Source organism: Streptomyces curacoi (genome assembly GCF_001513975.1).
GTDB lineage: Bacteria > Actinomycetota > Actinomycetes > Streptomycetales > Streptomycetaceae > Streptomyces > Streptomyces curacoi.
Genome location: NZ_KQ947991.1, coordinates 270932 through 285907 on the forward strand (window position 1 = coordinate 270932; position 14976 = coordinate 285907).

Annotated in this window: 11 protein-coding genes; 5 read left to right on the forward strand and 6 right to left on the reverse strand. The window is 71.2% G+C overall.

Going from position 1 to position 14976, the window contains the following annotated elements; genetic code table 11:
- Positions 1-77 precede the first annotated feature (77 nt).
- From AQI70_RS27140 to AQI70_RS27150, 3 genes are all read left to right on the forward strand, one after another.
- Positions 78-1007 carry a 5'-3' exonuclease gene (locus tag AQI70_RS27140; RefSeq protein WP_235193048.1) on the forward strand — a complete coding sequence of 310 codons (930 nt, stop codon included), beginning with the start codon at positions 78-80 and terminating at the stop codon, positions 1005-1007.
- A gap of 185 nt (positions 1008-1192) precedes the next feature.
- On the forward strand, positions 1193-2038 hold the full coding sequence (locus AQI70_RS27145; protein ID WP_062154574.1) for a siderophore-interacting protein: 846 nt from the start codon (positions 1193-1195) through the stop codon (positions 2036-2038).
- Between the two features lie 78 nt (positions 2039-2116).
- Complete coding sequence (locus AQI70_RS27150) at positions 2117-3097, forward strand: RluA family pseudouridine synthase (RefSeq protein ID WP_062154575.1); 981 nt, start codon at positions 2117-2119, stop codon at positions 3095-3097.
- 322 nt (positions 3098-3419) lie between these two features.
- On the opposite strand, the gene AQI70_RS27155 is transcribed toward AQI70_RS27150, so the two are convergent.
- The 5 genes from AQI70_RS27155 to AQI70_RS27175 form a co-directional block, all read right to left on the reverse strand.
- Positions 3420-4883, reverse strand: coding sequence for a cytochrome P450 (locus AQI70_RS27155; RefSeq protein ID WP_062154577.1), 1464 nt, complete (start codon positions 4881-4883; stop codon positions 3420-3422).
- 107 nt (positions 4884-4990) lie between these two features.
- Positions 4991-5611, reverse strand: a complete 621-nt coding sequence (locus AQI70_RS27160; protein ID WP_062154579.1) for a GTP-binding protein — start codon at positions 5609-5611, stop codon at positions 4991-4993.
- Positions 5592-6005: a DUF742 domain-containing protein gene (locus AQI70_RS27165; protein ID WP_062154581.1), complete on the reverse strand. Its 414-nt coding sequence runs from the start codon at positions 6003-6005 to the stop codon at positions 5592-5594. The genes AQI70_RS27160 and AQI70_RS27165 overlap by 20 nt, the downstream gene beginning before the upstream one ends.
- Complete coding sequence (locus AQI70_RS27170; RefSeq protein WP_062154583.1) at positions 6002-6409, reverse strand: roadblock/LC7 domain-containing protein; 408 nt, start codon at positions 6407-6409, stop codon at positions 6002-6004. The genes AQI70_RS27165 and AQI70_RS27170 overlap by 4 nt, the downstream gene beginning before the upstream one ends.
- The gene (locus tag AQI70_RS27175) at positions 6406-7995 is read right to left on the reverse strand and encodes a sensor histidine kinase (protein WP_079051500.1); all 1590 of its coding nucleotides are present in this window, start codon (positions 7993-7995) and stop codon (positions 6406-6408) included. Before AQI70_RS27175 ends, AQI70_RS27170 begins: the two co-directional genes overlap by 4 nt.
- 536 nt (positions 7996-8531) lie before the next feature.
- Here AQI70_RS27175 and AQI70_RS27180 point away from each other — a divergent pair.
- The gene (locus AQI70_RS27180; RefSeq protein WP_079051501.1) at positions 8532-9743 is read left to right on the forward strand and encodes a glycosyltransferase; all 1212 of its coding nucleotides are present in this window, start codon (positions 8532-8534) and stop codon (positions 9741-9743) included.
- A gap of 110 nt (positions 9744-9853) precedes the next feature.
- Positions 9854-12028: an RNA polymerase recycling motor ATPase HelR gene (gene helR, locus AQI70_RS27185; RefSeq protein WP_062154589.1), complete on the forward strand. Its 2175-nt coding sequence runs from the start codon at positions 9854-9856 to the stop codon at positions 12026-12028.
- Between the two features lie 81 nt (positions 12029-12109).
- On the opposite strand, the gene AQI70_RS27190 is transcribed toward helR, so the two are convergent.
- Positions 12110-14962 carry a DEAD/DEAH box helicase gene (locus AQI70_RS27190; protein ID WP_062154591.1) on the reverse strand — a complete coding sequence of 951 codons (2853 nt, stop codon included), beginning with the start codon at positions 14960-14962 and terminating at the stop codon, positions 12110-12112.
- Positions 14963-14976: the final 14 nt, after the last annotated feature.

The window sequence follows — 14976 nt, forward strand, 5'->3', positions numbered from 1 at the left end:
GTGGTCCAGCCCACAGCTCAGCCGCGTCCGCCGGGGCGTCGCGGGGCTGAGGGCCGCTGTCAGTGCCGTGCGGCATGATGCGTGACGTGACCGGACGACTGATGCTCCTCGACACCGCCTCCCTGTACTTCCGCGCCTATTTCGGCGTCCCGGACTCCGTGAAGGCCCCGGACGGCACGCCGGTGAACGCCGTGCGCGGGCTTCTCGACTTCATCGACCGCCTGGTCAAGGACCACCGCCCGGACGCGCTGGTGGCCTGCATGGACGCCGACTGGCGGCCGCAGTGGCGGGTCGAGCTGATCCCCTCCTACAAGGCGCACCGCGTCGCCGAGGAGCACGAGGTCGGACCGGACGAGGAGGAGGTGCCCGACACGCTCTCGCCGCAGGTGCCGGTCATCGAGGACGTCCTCGACGCGCTGGGGATCGCCCGTGTGGGGGTCGAGGGGTACGAGGCGGACGACGTGATCGGCACCTTCACCGCGCGGGCGAAGGGCCCGGTCGACATCGTCACCGGCGACCGGGACCTGTACCAACTGGTGGACGACGAGCGTCAGGTGCGGGTGCTGTATCCACTCAAGGGAGTCGGCACCCTCCAGCTCACCGACGAGGCCTGGCTGCGCGAGAAGTACGGCGTGGACGGCCGCGGGTACGCCGATCTGGCACTGCTGCGCGGCGACCCGAGCGACGGCCTGCCGGGCGTGCCCGGGATCGGCGAGAAGACGGCCGCGAAGCTGCTGGCCGAGTTCGGCGACCTCGCCGGGATCATGGCGGCGGTCGACGACCCGAAGGCGAAGCTCACGCCCGCGCAGCGCAAGCGGCTGGACGAGGCGCGGCCGTATGTCGCCGTGGCGCCGACGGTGGTGCGGGTCGCGGACGACGTGCCGCTGCCGGACGTCGACACGGCACTGCCGCGTACGCCCCGGGATTCGGCACGCCTGGACGAGCTGGCGGTGCGATGGGGGCTGGGCGGGTCGCTGCAGCGGCTGCTTGTGACACTGGGGGCGTGACGAGGCCGGGGCGCGGCGATGTCGGGGCGCGAAGGGCGTGGAGTCGAGTGAATGGCGTTCTTCGCGCGGGGAATTCGTTTCTTGTGTGTGCGACATGCGCCGTTTCATGAACGAGCCATAGCGGCATTCGCCGGGCGGAGGTGCTAACTTAGGTAAACCTAAGCTTGGAACGAGGGAGGCCAGTGATGGCACTACGCCCTGCCCGCAAGCCGCGGAAGCCCCACTCCGCGCAGGTCGTCCGCACCGAGCGGCTGACCCCGCACATGCAGCGTGTGGTGCTGGGTGGTGAGGGGCTCGCCGACTTCGCGGCGGACACCTGCACGGACCACTACGTCAAGATCCTGTTCTCTCCCGAGGGCGTGAGCTACCCCGAGCCCTTCGACATGGAGCGCATCCGTGCGGAGTTTCCGCGCGAGCACTGGCCGGTGACCCGGACCTACACGGTGCGGGCCTGGGACCCCGAGCACCGTGAACTGACGCTGGACTTCGTGCTCCACGGCGACGAGGGCCTGGCCGGCCCGTGGGCGATGCGCGCCCAGCCCGGCGAGACCGTGCGCTTCATGGGCCCGGGCGGCGCCTACGCCCCCGACCCGGACGCCGACTGGCATCTGCTGGTCGGTGACGAGAGCGCGCTGCCCGCGATCGCCCGTTCCCTGGAGTCGCTGCCCGACGGCGCCACGGCCCACGCCTTCGTGGAGATCGCCGGCCCCGAGGAGGAGCAGAAGATCGACTCCGATGTGGACGTCGTCTGGCTGCACCGCGGCTCCCGTCCCCTCGGCGAGGCGCTGGTCGAGGCCGTGCGCGCGCTGGAGTTCCCCGAGGGCCGGGTGCACGCGTTCGTGCACGGCGAGGCCCATTTCGTGAAGGAGCTGCGCCACCTGCTGCGGGTCGAGCGCGGTGTGCCCCGCGAGGACCTGTCGATCTCCGGCTACTGGCGGCTCGGTCACAACGAGGACGGCTGGCAGGCCTCCAAGCGGGACTGGAACGCGCGGATCGAGGCGGAGCAGGAGGGGGCGGCGCCGGCCGCATAGCCTGCCGGCGCACTCCCACGTCACCCCGGGCCACCTGCGCAACCGCCCGGATTCCGCGGCGCCGTACGCTTGCTCCTGATGAGACGCCGTACCCCGCCCCCGCCCTCTCCCCTGCCACAGCGCGAGGGAGTCGACGCGGTGCGTGTGCGGCTGCCCTTCGACGGGGCGTGGCGCACGGTGCGGGAGCATCTGGTGGAACGGCTCGCGGGGGCGGGGCCCGGTGTCGTCGCGGGCATGTTCGACGCGGGGCTGGTCGTCGGGGCGGACGGGCGGGCGGTGGCGCCGGACGCGGCGTATGTGCCGGGGATGTTCGTGTGGTTCCACCGGGAGCTGCCCGCCGAGGTGCGGGTGCCGTTCGCGGTGGACGTCGTGTATCGCGACGAGCACATCGTCGTCGCCGACAAGCCGCACTTCCTGGCCACCACCCCGCGCGGCGGCCATGTCGCGGAGACCGCGCTGGCGCGGCTGCGCCGGGAGCTGGACATTCCTACGCTGAGCGCCGCGCACCGGCTGGACCGGCTCACCGCCGGGCTGGTGCTGTTCACGGTGCGGCCCGACGAGCGCGGTGCGTATCAGTCGCTGTTCCGCGACCGGCGGGTGGGCAAGGAATACGAGGCCGTGGCGCCGTACGATCCCGCACTCGCCCTGCCCCGGACCGTGCGCAGCCGGATCGTGAAGGAGCGCGGGGTGCTCACCGCGCGGGAGGTCGAGGGCGCTCCGAACGCCGTGACGCACGTCGAGATCGCCGAGCACCGCGACGGGCTCGCCCGGTACCGGCTGGTACCCGCCACCGGGCAGACCCATCAGCTGCGCGTCCATATGAACGCCCTCGGTGTGCCGATCCTCGGCGATCCGCTCTACCCGGAGGTGACCGACCCCGCACCGGCCGGCGACTTCCGGCGTCCCCTCCAACTGCTGGCGCGGACGCTGGAGTTCACCGATCCGGTCACCGGGACGGCACACCGGTTCCTGAGCACCAGGACCCTCCAGGCCTGGTCCTCGTACACCGAGTGGGCGACCGGCCGGCCCTCCGCCGCGGCGGCGACCGGCACACCGTGACCCTGTGACCCGCGGGCGCGACACGGGCCACGAGTGCACCCCGGACAAACGCCCGGCCGCCGCCTTCCGCTCAGTAGCCCCGCCCCCTTCGGGCGGACCGGTTCCGGGGTCGGCTCGGGCTGCTGCCGCACCGATCCAGTCACCGGGACGGCACACCGGTTCCTGAGCGCCAGGACCCTCCAGGCCTGGCCCTCGTACGCCCAGTGGGCGGTCGGCCGACCCTCCGCCGCGGCGGCGACCGACACACCGTGAACCCGTGACCCGCGGGCGCGACACGGGCCACGAATGCACGCCGGACAAGCACCCGGCCGCCGCCTGCCGCTCAGTAGCCCCGCCACCACCGCAGCAAGCGCCGCCAAGCCCCCTTCGGTCGGACCGGTTCCGGGGTCGGCTCGGGCTGCTGTGGCGCGGTCGGCTGGGGGGCCGGGGCGGGCGTCGGCTGGGGGGTGCCCACCTGCCAGGTGGCCCGCTGGGGCGGGACCGGGGCGAGGCCCGGCTTCTGCATCACGTCCTGCGGCGGCTTCGGCGCGAAGCGGACCGGCAGTTCCACCAGGTGGCGGGAGGCGATCGACGCCCGCCACTCCAACTCGTCCTCGTCGCAGTCGAGTTCGACGTCGGGCAACCGCATCAGGAGCGCGTCGACGCCGACTTCGGCGATCGCACGGCCGATGTCCGCGCCGGGGCACTCGTGCGGGCCGCCGCCGAAGGCAAGATGGGATCGGTTGCCCATCATGTTGGCCGACAGGTCGGGACGTACGCGCGGGTCGACATTGCCGGGGGCGGGGGCGAAGAGCAGCCCGTCGCCCTTGCGGATGCGCTGTCCGCCGAGCTCCGTGTCCTGCTTGGCGAAGTAGGCGAAGACGGTGCTGAACGGCGGCTCGTCCCACAGGGACTGCTCGACCGCCTGGGGGACGGTCATCTGGCCGCCGCTGAGCTGGGCGCGGAAGCGCGGGTCGGTGAGGACCACTCGGATCACGTTGGCGAGGAGGTTGGCGGTGGCCTCGTAGGCGGCGAAGAGCACGACCCGCAGGTGCTCCCTGACCTCGTCGTCGGTCAGCCGGGCCGGGTGCATGATGAGGTGGCTGGTGAAGTCCTCCTCGGGCTGGGCGCGGCGGCGGCTGGTGAGCCGGCTCAGCGCGTCCATGACGTAGGCGTGGCTGGCGATCGCGGTCTCGGTGCCCTTGAGCGCGTCGCGGGCGGACTCGACGAGGCGGTCGTTGTACTCGTCCGGCATGCCGAGGATCTCGCACATCACGGCCATCGGCAGGTGCTCGGCGAACTGGCCGACCAGGTCGGCGCTGCCCTCCTCGCAGAACCGGTTGACGAGGCGCTGCGTGGAGCGGTTGATGTGGCGGCGCATACCGCGGTGGTCGATGGTGGACATGGCGCCGGTGACCGCGCCGCGCAGCCGCAGGTGTTCGTCGCCCTCCGCATGGGAGCAGATCGGCTGCCAGGCGATGTGCGGCATCAGCGGATGGTCGGGCTTGACCATGCCCTCCAGCAGCGGGGTCCAGATGCGGCTGTCCCGGCAGAACTGCGAGGGCGTGCGCACCATGTGCAGGTTCTCGGTGTGGCCGAGGACCACCCACATCGGCACGTCGTCGTGGAGCAGTACGGGCGCCACCGGGCCGTGCTGCTCGCGCAGTTGCTCGTACAGCTCGCTCAGGTCCTCCGCCTCGTCGAGCCGGTGCAGTCCGCCGGGGCCGAGGCCATGGGCGGGGCAGCCCGGCGGTGGGGTGAGAAAGGGGTCGTGCATACCGGTCGTGGAAGGGAATTCAGGCGTCACAGGGGTCGCTCCGAAGTGGATCCGGTTCTGGGGAGTCTGGGACTAATGGGTTGCCAGGACAGGCAAGGGGGCGCCGGAGGCGGGTGCGGCCGCTCCGGCGGACGGGCCTACCTGAGCGCGCCCGACACGGCGAGCGAGTGCAGGAAGCTCATCAGGGTCATCAGGACGTCACGGCTGGAGGCCCGGCGGCGTACGTCGCACTCGACGATCGGGATCTCCTCGTCCAGGTCGAGCGCCGCACGGAGGTCGGAGAAGGGGTAACGGGGCGCGTCGGGGAAGGAGTTGACGGCCACGATGAACGGCACGCCACGCTCCTCCAGCCGCCCTATCACGTCGAAGCTGACTTCGAGCCGACGCGTGTCGACCAGCACCACCGCGCCCAGCGCACCCTCGAACAGCCCGTTCCACAGGAACCAGAAACGCTCCTGGCCGGGGGTGCCGAAGAGGTACAGCACAAGCTGGTCCGTGATGCTGATGCGGCCGAAGTCCATCGCCACGGTGGTGGCCGTCTTGGAGTCCGAACCGAAGTTGTCGTCGACACCGATGCCGGCCTGCGTCATGGTCTCCTCGGTGGTCAGCGGCCTGATTTCGCTGACCGAGCCGACCATGGTCGTCTTGCCGACCCCGAAGCCGCCGACGATCACGATCTTGACCGCGGCCTCGGCCGTGTGCGGCAGCTGATCCTCGGTCCGTGGACCGGGGATGGTGTCAGAGCCTTTGAAGTCCATGCATCACCGCTTCGAGAAGGGACCGGTCGGCGACGGACTGGCGCACGATCGGCGCGCGCGCCGTCACCAGTTCGGCCGTCAGCATGTCGGTGAGCAGGACCGTCATCGCGCTGAACGGCAGATTGAGATAGGCCGAGAGCTCGGCCACGGACAGGGGGGTCGTGCAGAGCCGGAGCAGCGCCGCCTGCTCTGGCGCGGCGGAGGGCGGTGGGGCGGCGCTCGCCACGATTAAGGTGACCAGGTCGAGCTCGGCGCGCTCACCGCCGTCCTTTCCGGCCACCACGAAGAGCCGTTCGGGCTTCCCGTTCCCCTGCTGAGGTGGTGCCGGGAGCGGTAGGGGCGGTGGGGGCGGTTGTTCCGTGGGATATCGCCGCTGGCGCCTCGGAGGAGTCATACGGTCTGCCCGTTGCGCCTCGGCGGACTGGTGAGATGGGCGCCGATGCGGCTGACGAGGTCGGACATGCGGTTGCTCATCAGGCCGGGTTCGGCGAACGTGTCGGAGAGCACGGCGAGATAGGCGTTGGCGCCGGCGGCCATGAGATAGAAGTAGCCGCCGTTGATCTCGATGAGGACCATCTTCATCGTGCCGTCGCTGTTGGGGATCTCCGAGGCGACGGCGGCCGCCAGGCTCTGCAGGCCGGCGCAGGCCGCGGCGACGCGGTCGGCGGTGTCGGGGTCGCCGCCATAGCGGGCGATGCGCAGTCCGTCGGCGGAGAGCACCACGATCATCTCGATGCCGGGTACGCCGTCGTGGAGCTCCTTGAGCATCCAGTCGAAGTTGGCGCGCTGCTGGATCACTTGAGGTCCCCCTCGTCGTCGGCCTCGCGGCGGGCCGGTTGGGTTCGCGGTTTGAGTGTGAACGGGTCGGGCTTGTCCTTGAGTCCGTTCCAGAACGCCTCGACCCACGCACCGGGAGCGGGCTCGTCCTTCTGCGGCTCGGGCTCGGGTTCGGGCTTGGCCGTCGACCAGATGGTCGGCCTGCCCTCCCGTTCGGCCTGCTCGATGGCGGCCTGCTCGGCGATCCGCTTGCTGAGCGGCGTCTTGACCCGGCTGCGGCGCTGGGGCAGCCCGTTGGCCGTCCATTCGGTGACCACGGGGACGTCGTCCTCCATGGAGACCGTGGTGGGGATCTTCGGGCTGGTGGGGCGCCGCTTCTTGGGCGTGCGCTTGGGGCCTTCGAGGGCGCCGGGTCCGAGCTTGGGCGCCGCGGCGGCACCGATTCCGTGGGCGTATCCGGGCGCGGGCTCGCTGGTGAGCATCTCGCGCGGGATGATGAGGACCGCGCGGACACCGCCGTACGCGGAGGTGCGCAGGGAGACCTGCATGTCGAACGCCGTGCACAGGCGGCCCACGACGGCCAGGCCCAGGCGCGGGGACTCACCGAGTTCCTGGAGGTCGGCGCCCACCTTGGCGCGCTCCAGCATGCCCTCGACCCGGGCCCGGGCCTCCTCGCTGAGGCTGACGCCCGCGTCCTCGATCTCGATGGCGATGCCGGTCTGCACCTCGGTGGCGGTGACGTGCACCTCGGTCTGCGGCGGCGAGTAGCGGGTGGCGTTGTCGAGGAGCTCGGCCGCGGCGTGGATGACCGGCTCGACGGAGATGCCCCGGACATTGACCTGGGCGATGGAGTCCAGCTTGATGCGGCGGTACTCCAGGATCCGGGACATGGCGCCGCGCAGCACGCTGTACAGCGGGACGGGGTTGGGCCACTGCCGGCCGGGGCGGCCGCCGCCGAGCACGGAGATGGAGTCGGCGAGGCGGCCGATCAGCATGGTGCCGTGGTCGATGCGCAGCAGGTCGTCGAAGACCTCGGGGTTGCGGCCGTGGTCCTCCTCCATCTCCCTGAGCTCCGCGGCCTGCTGATGGACGATCGACTGGACGCGGCGGGCGATGTTGACGAAGGAGCGCTGGGCGGAGTCGCGCAGGGCTTCCTCGTGGTCGACGATGTCGAGCATCGACTTCACCAACGCGACCTGCGCCGGGGGAAGTCGGCCGTAGGACGGGTCGATCTCCGCGAGATCGCGAATCACCTCATAGGGTGAATTGCCACAGCGCAGCCGGTAGATGGCGGCGGGCGTGATCTCCGTGGCGAGGCGGGCCATCTCCTCGTCGTGCGCGGCGATACGCCGTTCCAGATACGCGGTGTGACGGGCGTGCTCGGCCCGCAGGTCCCGCAGGGCGCGACCGCGGCGCACCGCTTCGGCCGCGGACGCCAGCACCAGCAGCATGGCCACGGCACCGCATACGCCGACGGCCGTCCGGGCCGGTTCCGCCACTACGGCGACGGCGGCTCCGGTCGCCGCGGCCATCACTATGGCCGGCAGCAACAGCACGCGCGCATACGGGAGTTCACGCCGACTGGGCGGGGATTGAACGCTCACCATGTGGGCCCTCTGAAACGAATCGGGTGGGTGTAGGGGGAGCTTGCAGCTGGGTACGTCATGGGTATGTCGGAATCTTCTGCACGTTTGGGAACAAGCGCACGATTACACCTCAACTCGGTGCGCTGCGGGCGAGCTTAGTCCGACCGGATCATCGCCGAGTCATATTCAGCAAGCACCTGAAATGGGGTGCGCGATGGGAGTACGCTCGGCTCCATTTATACGCTCAGATTGCTTTCGTACACGCTGCGTTATAGCGGACGGATGTGCGAAAGATACTCACCGTGACGGTGGAGGATCGGATTCCGGCGAGCGGACGGCAGCCGTCGCCGGGCGGCGGCGTGGGCCGGCGGTGCGGTCGCTACCGCCGTATGCGGCGCGGAAGGCGAAGCGACTGGGCGGCCAAAAAACAAAGGCAAGGAGTCACCCACTCCTTGCCACTCTCAACGTATAGCGCACCGGGGGGCTTGCGGCAAGGCCCCCGTCGTCCCGCAAAATCTCCGGCCTAGGCCAGAACCTGCCGGAACGGGAGCCGCCAAGTGCGTGTGTTGTTGTCGACGTATGGGTCGCGCGGGGACGTCGAGCCCCTGGTGGGACTCGCGCTGCGGCTGCGGGAACTCGGCGCGGAGGTCCGGGTGTGTGCCCCGCCGGACGAGGAGTTCGCGGAACGGCTCGCCGGTGTCGGGGTACCGCTGGTGCCGGTCGGCCCGTCGGCGCGCGCGCTGACGAAGGCGGCGCCACCGCCGTCGTCCCTGCCCCAGCGCGCCGCCCAGCTGGTCGCCGCCCAGCTGGACGTGGTCACCGCGGCGGCCGAGGGATGTGACGTACTGGTGGCGACCGGCTTGATATCGGCCGCGGCCGGCGCCCTGTCGGTGGCCGAGAAACTGGGCATCCGCTCCGTGTCCGTGACCTTCCAGCAGCTCACCCTGCCGTCGCCGCGGCGCCCGCCGCTGGCGTACCCGGGCCGGCCGCTCCCACCGGAGGTGACCGACAACCGGGCGCTGTGGGACCTGGACGCCCAGAACGTCAACGCGCTGTTCGGTGAGGCGCTCAACACCAGCCGGGCCTCGATCGGCCTGCCCCCGCTGGACGACGTTCGCGGCTACGTCATCGGCGACCGGCCGTGGCTGGCGACGGACCCGGCCCTGGACCCGTGGCAGCGCACGCCGGAGTTCGACGTCGTGCAGACCGGCGCGTGGCTCGCCCCGGACGAACGCCCGCTTCCGGCCGAGCTGGTGGCGTTCCTGGACGCCGGCGCACCGCCGGTGTACGTCGGCTTCGGCAGCATGCCCATGCACACGGCGAGCGACGTCGCCCAGGTGGCCATCGAGGCGGTCCGCGCGCACGGCCGCCGCGCACTCGTCCGGCGGGGCTGGGCCGACCTGGCCCCGATCGACGACCAGGACGACTGCTTCGCCGTCGGCGAGGTCAACCACCAGGCACTTTTCCGCCGGGTCGCCGCCGTCGTACACCACGGCGGTGCGGGCACCACGACGGCGGCCGCCCGGGCCGGCCTGCCCCAGGTGGTCGTACCGCAGTTCGCGGACCAGCCGTACTGGGCCGGCCGCGTGGCCGAGCTGGGCATCGGCGCGGCGCATCACGGCCCGGTCCCGACCTTCGAGTCCCTGTCGGCCGCGCTCAGCACGGCCCTGGCTCCGCGGACCGCGGCCCGAGCCACCGCCGTGGCCGGCACGATCCGCGCCGACGGAGCGACGGTGGCCGCGAGGCTCCTGCTCGACGAGGCCGCCTGAGCAAGGCCGCCCCTGTCCGTCCGCGTGCACCACGCGGCCCCGTTCGGCACGCCGGCCCGGACCTTTCCGCGCGCCATGGCCGCCGACGCCCCCACATCGGAGCTGATCACATGAACCCCCTGACCACCAGCGCCTTCGACCTTCCCGACCACCTCTCCCCCAAGACCGACCCCCATCTGATCTCCGGCGACGAGAAGCACTTCGCGGCCCTCGCGGAGTGCCTCGAACAGTCGATCGCCGAGGTGTCCGACCGGCTGGAGGCCGAACGCAGGGCGCCCGGCGGCATGGGCCGGCAGGCGATGGACCGGGACGCGGAGATCCACCGGCTGACGGCTCGCCTGCGCGCGCTGCGCCGCTTCGGGCTGGACCTGTGCCTCGGGCGCATGGTCGGCGCGGACGGCTCCGAGCCCGTGTACATCGGGCGACTCGGGCTGACGGACAGCTCGGGCCGCCGACTGCTGGTCGACTGGCGCTCCCCCGCGGCCGAGCCGTTCTTCGGAGCCACCCACGCCAACCCCATGGGCCTGGCGAGCCGCCGCCGGTACCGCTGGACCGGCGGCCGGATCAGCGACTACTGGGACGAGGTGTTCAACCCGGAGGGGTTCGCCGGACATGCCGCGCTCGACGACCAGTCCGCCTTCATCGCCGGCCTGGGCGGCACCCGGTCGCCACGGATGCGAGACGTGCTCGGCACCATCCAGGCCGACCAGGACGCCATCATCCGGGCGGGATCCCGCGGCGCTCTCGTCGTCGACGGCGGTCCGGGTACCGGAAAGACCGTGGTCGCCCTGCACCGCTCCGCCTATCTCCTCTACTCCGACCCCCGCCTCGGTCAGCAGCGCGGCGGCGTGCTGTTCGTCGGCCCGCACCGGCCGTATCTGGCGTACGTCTCCGATGTCCTGCCCAGCCTCGGCGAGGAGGGAGTGCGGAGCTGCACCCTGCGGGACCTCGTCGCCGAGGGCGCCACGGCAGCGGTCGAAGCCGATCCGGAGGTGGCCCGGCTGAAGTCGTCCGCGGACCTGGTGAGGGCGATCGAGAGGGCCGTCGCGTTCTACGAGGAGCCGCCCGCCAAGGGGATGACGGTCAGCACCCACTGGTCCGACATCTGGCTGAGCGCCGACGACTGGGCCGTGGCGTTCGCAGCGGCGGAACCCGGCACCCCGCACAACGAGGCGCGCGACCAGGTGTGGGAGGAGCTGCTGACGATCCTGGTGGACAAGCACGACGGCGACGACGTGTCGCCCGGACTGCTCCGCACGTCGCTGTCGCAGGACCGGGACCTGCGCACGGCCTTCCACCGCGCCTGGCCGCTGCTGGAGGCGGCCGACCTGGTCGGAGACCTGTGGTCGGTCCCCGCCTACCTGCGGATCTGCGCGCCCTGGCTCAGCCGCGACGACGTGCACAAGCTGCAGCGCGCGGACGCCCAGGCCTGGACGGTGTCCGACCTGCCGCTCCTGGACGCGGCCCGGCAGCGGCTCGGCGACCCGGAGGCGGCCCGGGCGAAGCGCAGGCAGGAGGCCGTCCTGGCCGCCCAGCGCGAGCGCATGGCCCAGGTCGTCGACAACCTGATCGAGGCCGCGGCCGACTCCGGCGCCGACGGCGACGACGGCGAAGGCCTGGTGAGGATGCTGCGTGGTCAGGACGCCCGGGTCAGCCTGGTCGACGAGTCCGAACTGCCCACCGCCGAACCGGACCTGCTCCTCGGCCCCTTCGCGCACATAGTGGTGGACGAGGCTCAGGAACTGACCGACGCGGAGTGGCAGATGCTGCTGCTCCGCTGCCCCTCCCGGAGCTTCACCATCGTCGGGGACCGGGCCCAGGCCAGGCACGGCTTCACCGAGTCCTGGCAGGAACGGCTCGAACGGATCGGGCTCGACCGGATCACCCTGGCCTCCCTGACGGTCAACTACCGGACGCCGGAGGAGATCATGGCGGAGGCCGAGCCGGTCATCCGGGCCGCGCTCCCGGACGCCAATGTGCCGACGTCCATCCGCAGCGGCGGCATCCCCGTCACCCACGGCTCCGTGTCGGACCGCGATCCGATCCTGGACAGGTGGCTCGCCACACATGCCGAGGGGACGGCCTGTGTCATCGGCGACCCCGGCTTCCAGCCCACGGACCGAGTCCGGTCACTGACCCCGGAGCTGTCGAAGGGGCTGGAGTTCGACCTGGTGGTGCTCATCGCGCCGGAGGAGTTCGGCGAGGGGATCGAGGGAGCGGTGGACCGCTATGTGGCAATGACGCGCGCGACTCAGCAACTGGCCATCCTCACGCGCCCGTCTTGAGAGACGACGAGTACCACGCCGGGAAGGGCCGCGGGGAACCGCGCGATCAACCGCAGCGACCCCGCACCCGACCCTGAACAGTCACCCGACCGACGAGTAGGCGACAACCCCCCGCAGCAACGCGTCCACTGCCTTCCGCGCATTCTTCGCCACCGTGGAGCCCTCCACCGGAGAAGCCGCCGAGATCTGCCCCAGCACGTCGATCACCTGCTTGCACCACCGCACGAAGTCACCCGCCGGCATCTCCGCTTCACGCAGTACCTCGTCGAGCCCCTTACCGCTGGCCCACATGTACGCGGCCCAGGCGAACCCGAGATCCGGCTCACGCTGCCCGACTCCCTCGGTCTGCGTGATCCGGAAGTCCTCCTCAAGGGCATCCAGCCGCCCCCAGATCCGCACCATCTCACCGAGCGCGGCCTTGGCCTTGCCCGACGGCAGCTTCGGCGCCATCGCATCGTCCCCGACCCGCGCCTCGTACACCAACGCCGAGACGCACGCGGCCAGTTCGGCCGGGCCGAGGCCCTCCCACACGCGCTCGCGCAGGCACTCGCTGGCCAGCAGGTCGAGTTCGCCGTACAGCCGGGCGAGCCGCTTGCCGTGTTCGGTCACCTCGTCGCCGCGCAGATAGTCCAGCTCGGTCAGCAGCGCCACGATCCGGTCAAACGTACGGGCGATGGTGTTGGTACGGCCCTCGATACGGCGCTCCAGCTGCGAGGTGTCCCGCAGCAGCCGGTGGTAGCGCTCGGCCCACCGGGCGTGGTCCTCACGGTCGCTGCACCCGTGGCAGGGGTGCGCGCGGAGCGCCTTGCGCAGCCGGTCGATCTCCCGGTCGTCCGCCGCCTGCGAGCGCCGCTTGCGGTGCCGCTCCGGCGGAATGTGCCCGGCCTTGGTCCGCAGCGCGGAGGCGAGGTCCCGGCGGGACTGCGGGGAGCGCGGGTTGAAGGACTTCGGGATCCGCATCCGCTCCAACGCCTCGACGGGCACCGGGAAGTCGATGGACGCCAGCCGCTTGACCTGCCGCTCGGCGGTCAGGACCAGCGGGCGCGGGCCGTCGTGGTGCTCGAAGCCGCGGTGGCCGTTGGACCGTCCGGCCGGCAGCCCCGGGTCGAGGACCAGCGCGAGACCGGCGTACTTGCCCGTCGGCACATGGATGACGTCGCCCGGCTTGAGCTTCTCCAGCGCGACCGCGGCCTCCACGCGCCGCTGTGCCGCCCCCTGCCGGGCCAACTCGTTCTCGCGGTCCTTGAGTTCGCGGCGCAGCCGCGCGTACTCCTCGAAGTCCCCGAGGTGGCAGGTCATGGACTCCTTGTAACCGGCCAGCCCCTCCTCGTTGCGCTGCACCTGCCGGGAGATCCCGACGACCGACTTGTCGGCCTGGAACTGCGCGAAGGACGTCTCCAGCAGCTCGCGCGAGCGGTGCCGGCCGAACTGCTCGACCAGGTTGACCGCCATGTTGTACGACGGCTTGAAGCTGGACCGCAGCGGATACGTACGCGTGCCCGCGAGACCGGCCAGGTGCTCGGGGCTCATCCCGCGCTGCCACAGCACCACCGCATGGCCCTCGACGTCGATGCCGCGCCGTCCGGCCCGACCGGTCAGCTGGGTGTACTCACCGGGCGTGATGTCGGCGTGCTGCTCGCCGTTCCACTTGACGAGCTTCTCCAACACCACCGAGCGGGCGGGCATGTTGATGCCGAGGGCGAGGGTCTCGGTGGCGAACACGGCCTTCACCAGGCCGCGGACGAACAGCTCCTCGACGACCTCCTTGAAGGTCGGCAGCATGCCCGCGTGGTGGGCGGCTATACCGCGCTCCAGGCCTTCGAGCCACTCGTAGTAGCCGAGGACGTGCAGATCCTCGGTCGGGATGGAGGCGGTCCGCTCCTCGACGAGGGCGCGCACCTTGTCCCGCGCCTCCTCGTCGTTCAGCCGCAGTCCCGCGTACAGGCACTGCTGTACGGCGGCCTCGCAGGCGGCGCGGCTGAAGATGAAGGTGATCGCGGGCAGCAGGCCCTCGGCGTCGAGCCGTTCGATGACCTCGGGCCGCCCCGGCGTCCACACCCGGGACCGCTGTCTGCGCTCGCGCTCCCGGTCGGCCTCGCGCATGGCGCGCCCGCGCCTGCGGTCCTGGTACGACGGCCGGGTCGCCTCCATGCGGGCCAGCCGCGTGAGGTCGGGGTTGACGGCCTTCTTGTGGCCCTCGCCCTCCTCGAACAGGTCGTACATCCGCCGCCCGGCGAGCACGTGCTGGAACAGCGGTACGGGCCGGTGTTCGGAGACGATCACCTCGGTGTCGCCGCGGACGGTGTCGAGCCAGTCGCCGAACTCCTCGGCGTTCGACACCGTCGCCGACAGTGAGACCAGGGTGACCGATTCGGGAAGGTGAATGATCACCTCTTCCCATACGGCCCCGCGGAAGCGGTCGGAGAGGTAGTGCACCTCGTCCATGACCACATAGCCGAGGCCGAGGAGGGTCTGCGACCCGGCGTACAGCATGTTCCGCAGTACCTCGGTGGTCATCACGACCACGGCGGCGTCGGGATTGATGCTGTTGTCGCCGGTGAGCAGACCGACCATGCCGTCCCCGTAACGGCGGCACAGGTCGGCGTACTTCTGGTTGGACAGCGCCTTGATGGGTGTCGTGTAGAAGCACTTCCTGCCCTGCATCAGGGCGAGGTGGACGGCGAACTCGCCCACGATCGTCTTGCCGGAGCCGGTGGGCGCGGCCACCAGGACGCCCTTCCCCGCCTCGAGCGCCTGGCAGGCCTCGATCTGGAAGGGGTCGAGGCCGAAGTCGTACATCTCGCGGAAGGAGGCGAGCGCGGTGGCCTGCTCGGCAGCGCGCCTGCGTGCTGCCGCGTACCGCTCGGCCGGTGAGAGGTCCTCTGTCATCGTGCTTTCGAGCGTACCGGGCCCCACTGACAACAGGACGATCATTATCCGGATCGGCA

Bases quoted from the DNA above. Each gene is read 5' to 3' on its own strand.
- AQI70_RS27140 (WP_235193048.1), top strand. From the start codon at position 78: ATGCGTGACGTGACCGGACGACTGATGCTCCTCGACACCGCCTCCCTG.
- AQI70_RS27145 (WP_062154574.1), top strand. From the start codon at position 1,193: ATGGCACTACGCCCTGCCCGCAAGCCGCGGAAGCCCCACTCCGCGCAG.
- AQI70_RS27150 (WP_062154575.1), top strand. From the start codon at position 2,117: ATGAGACGCCGTACCCCGCCCCCGCCCTCTCCCCTGCCACAGCGCGAG.
- AQI70_RS27160 (WP_062154579.1), bottom strand. From the start codon at position 5,611: ATGGACTTCAAAGGCTCTGACACCATCCCCGGTCCACGGACCGAGGAT.
- AQI70_RS27165 (WP_062154581.1), bottom strand. From the start codon at position 6,005: ATGACTCCTCCGAGGCGCCAGCGGCGATATCCCACGGAACAACCGCCC.
- AQI70_RS27175 (WP_079051500.1), bottom strand. From the start codon at position 7,995: ATGGTGAGCGTTCAATCCCCGCCCAGTCGGCGTGAACTCCCGTATGCG.
- helR (WP_062154589.1), top strand. From the start codon at position 9,854: ATGAACCCCCTGACCACCAGCGCCTTCGACCTTCCCGACCACCTCTCC.
- AQI70_RS27190 (WP_062154591.1), bottom strand. From the start codon at position 14,962: ATGATCGTCCTGTTGTCAGTGGGGCCCGGTACGCTCGAAAGCACGATG.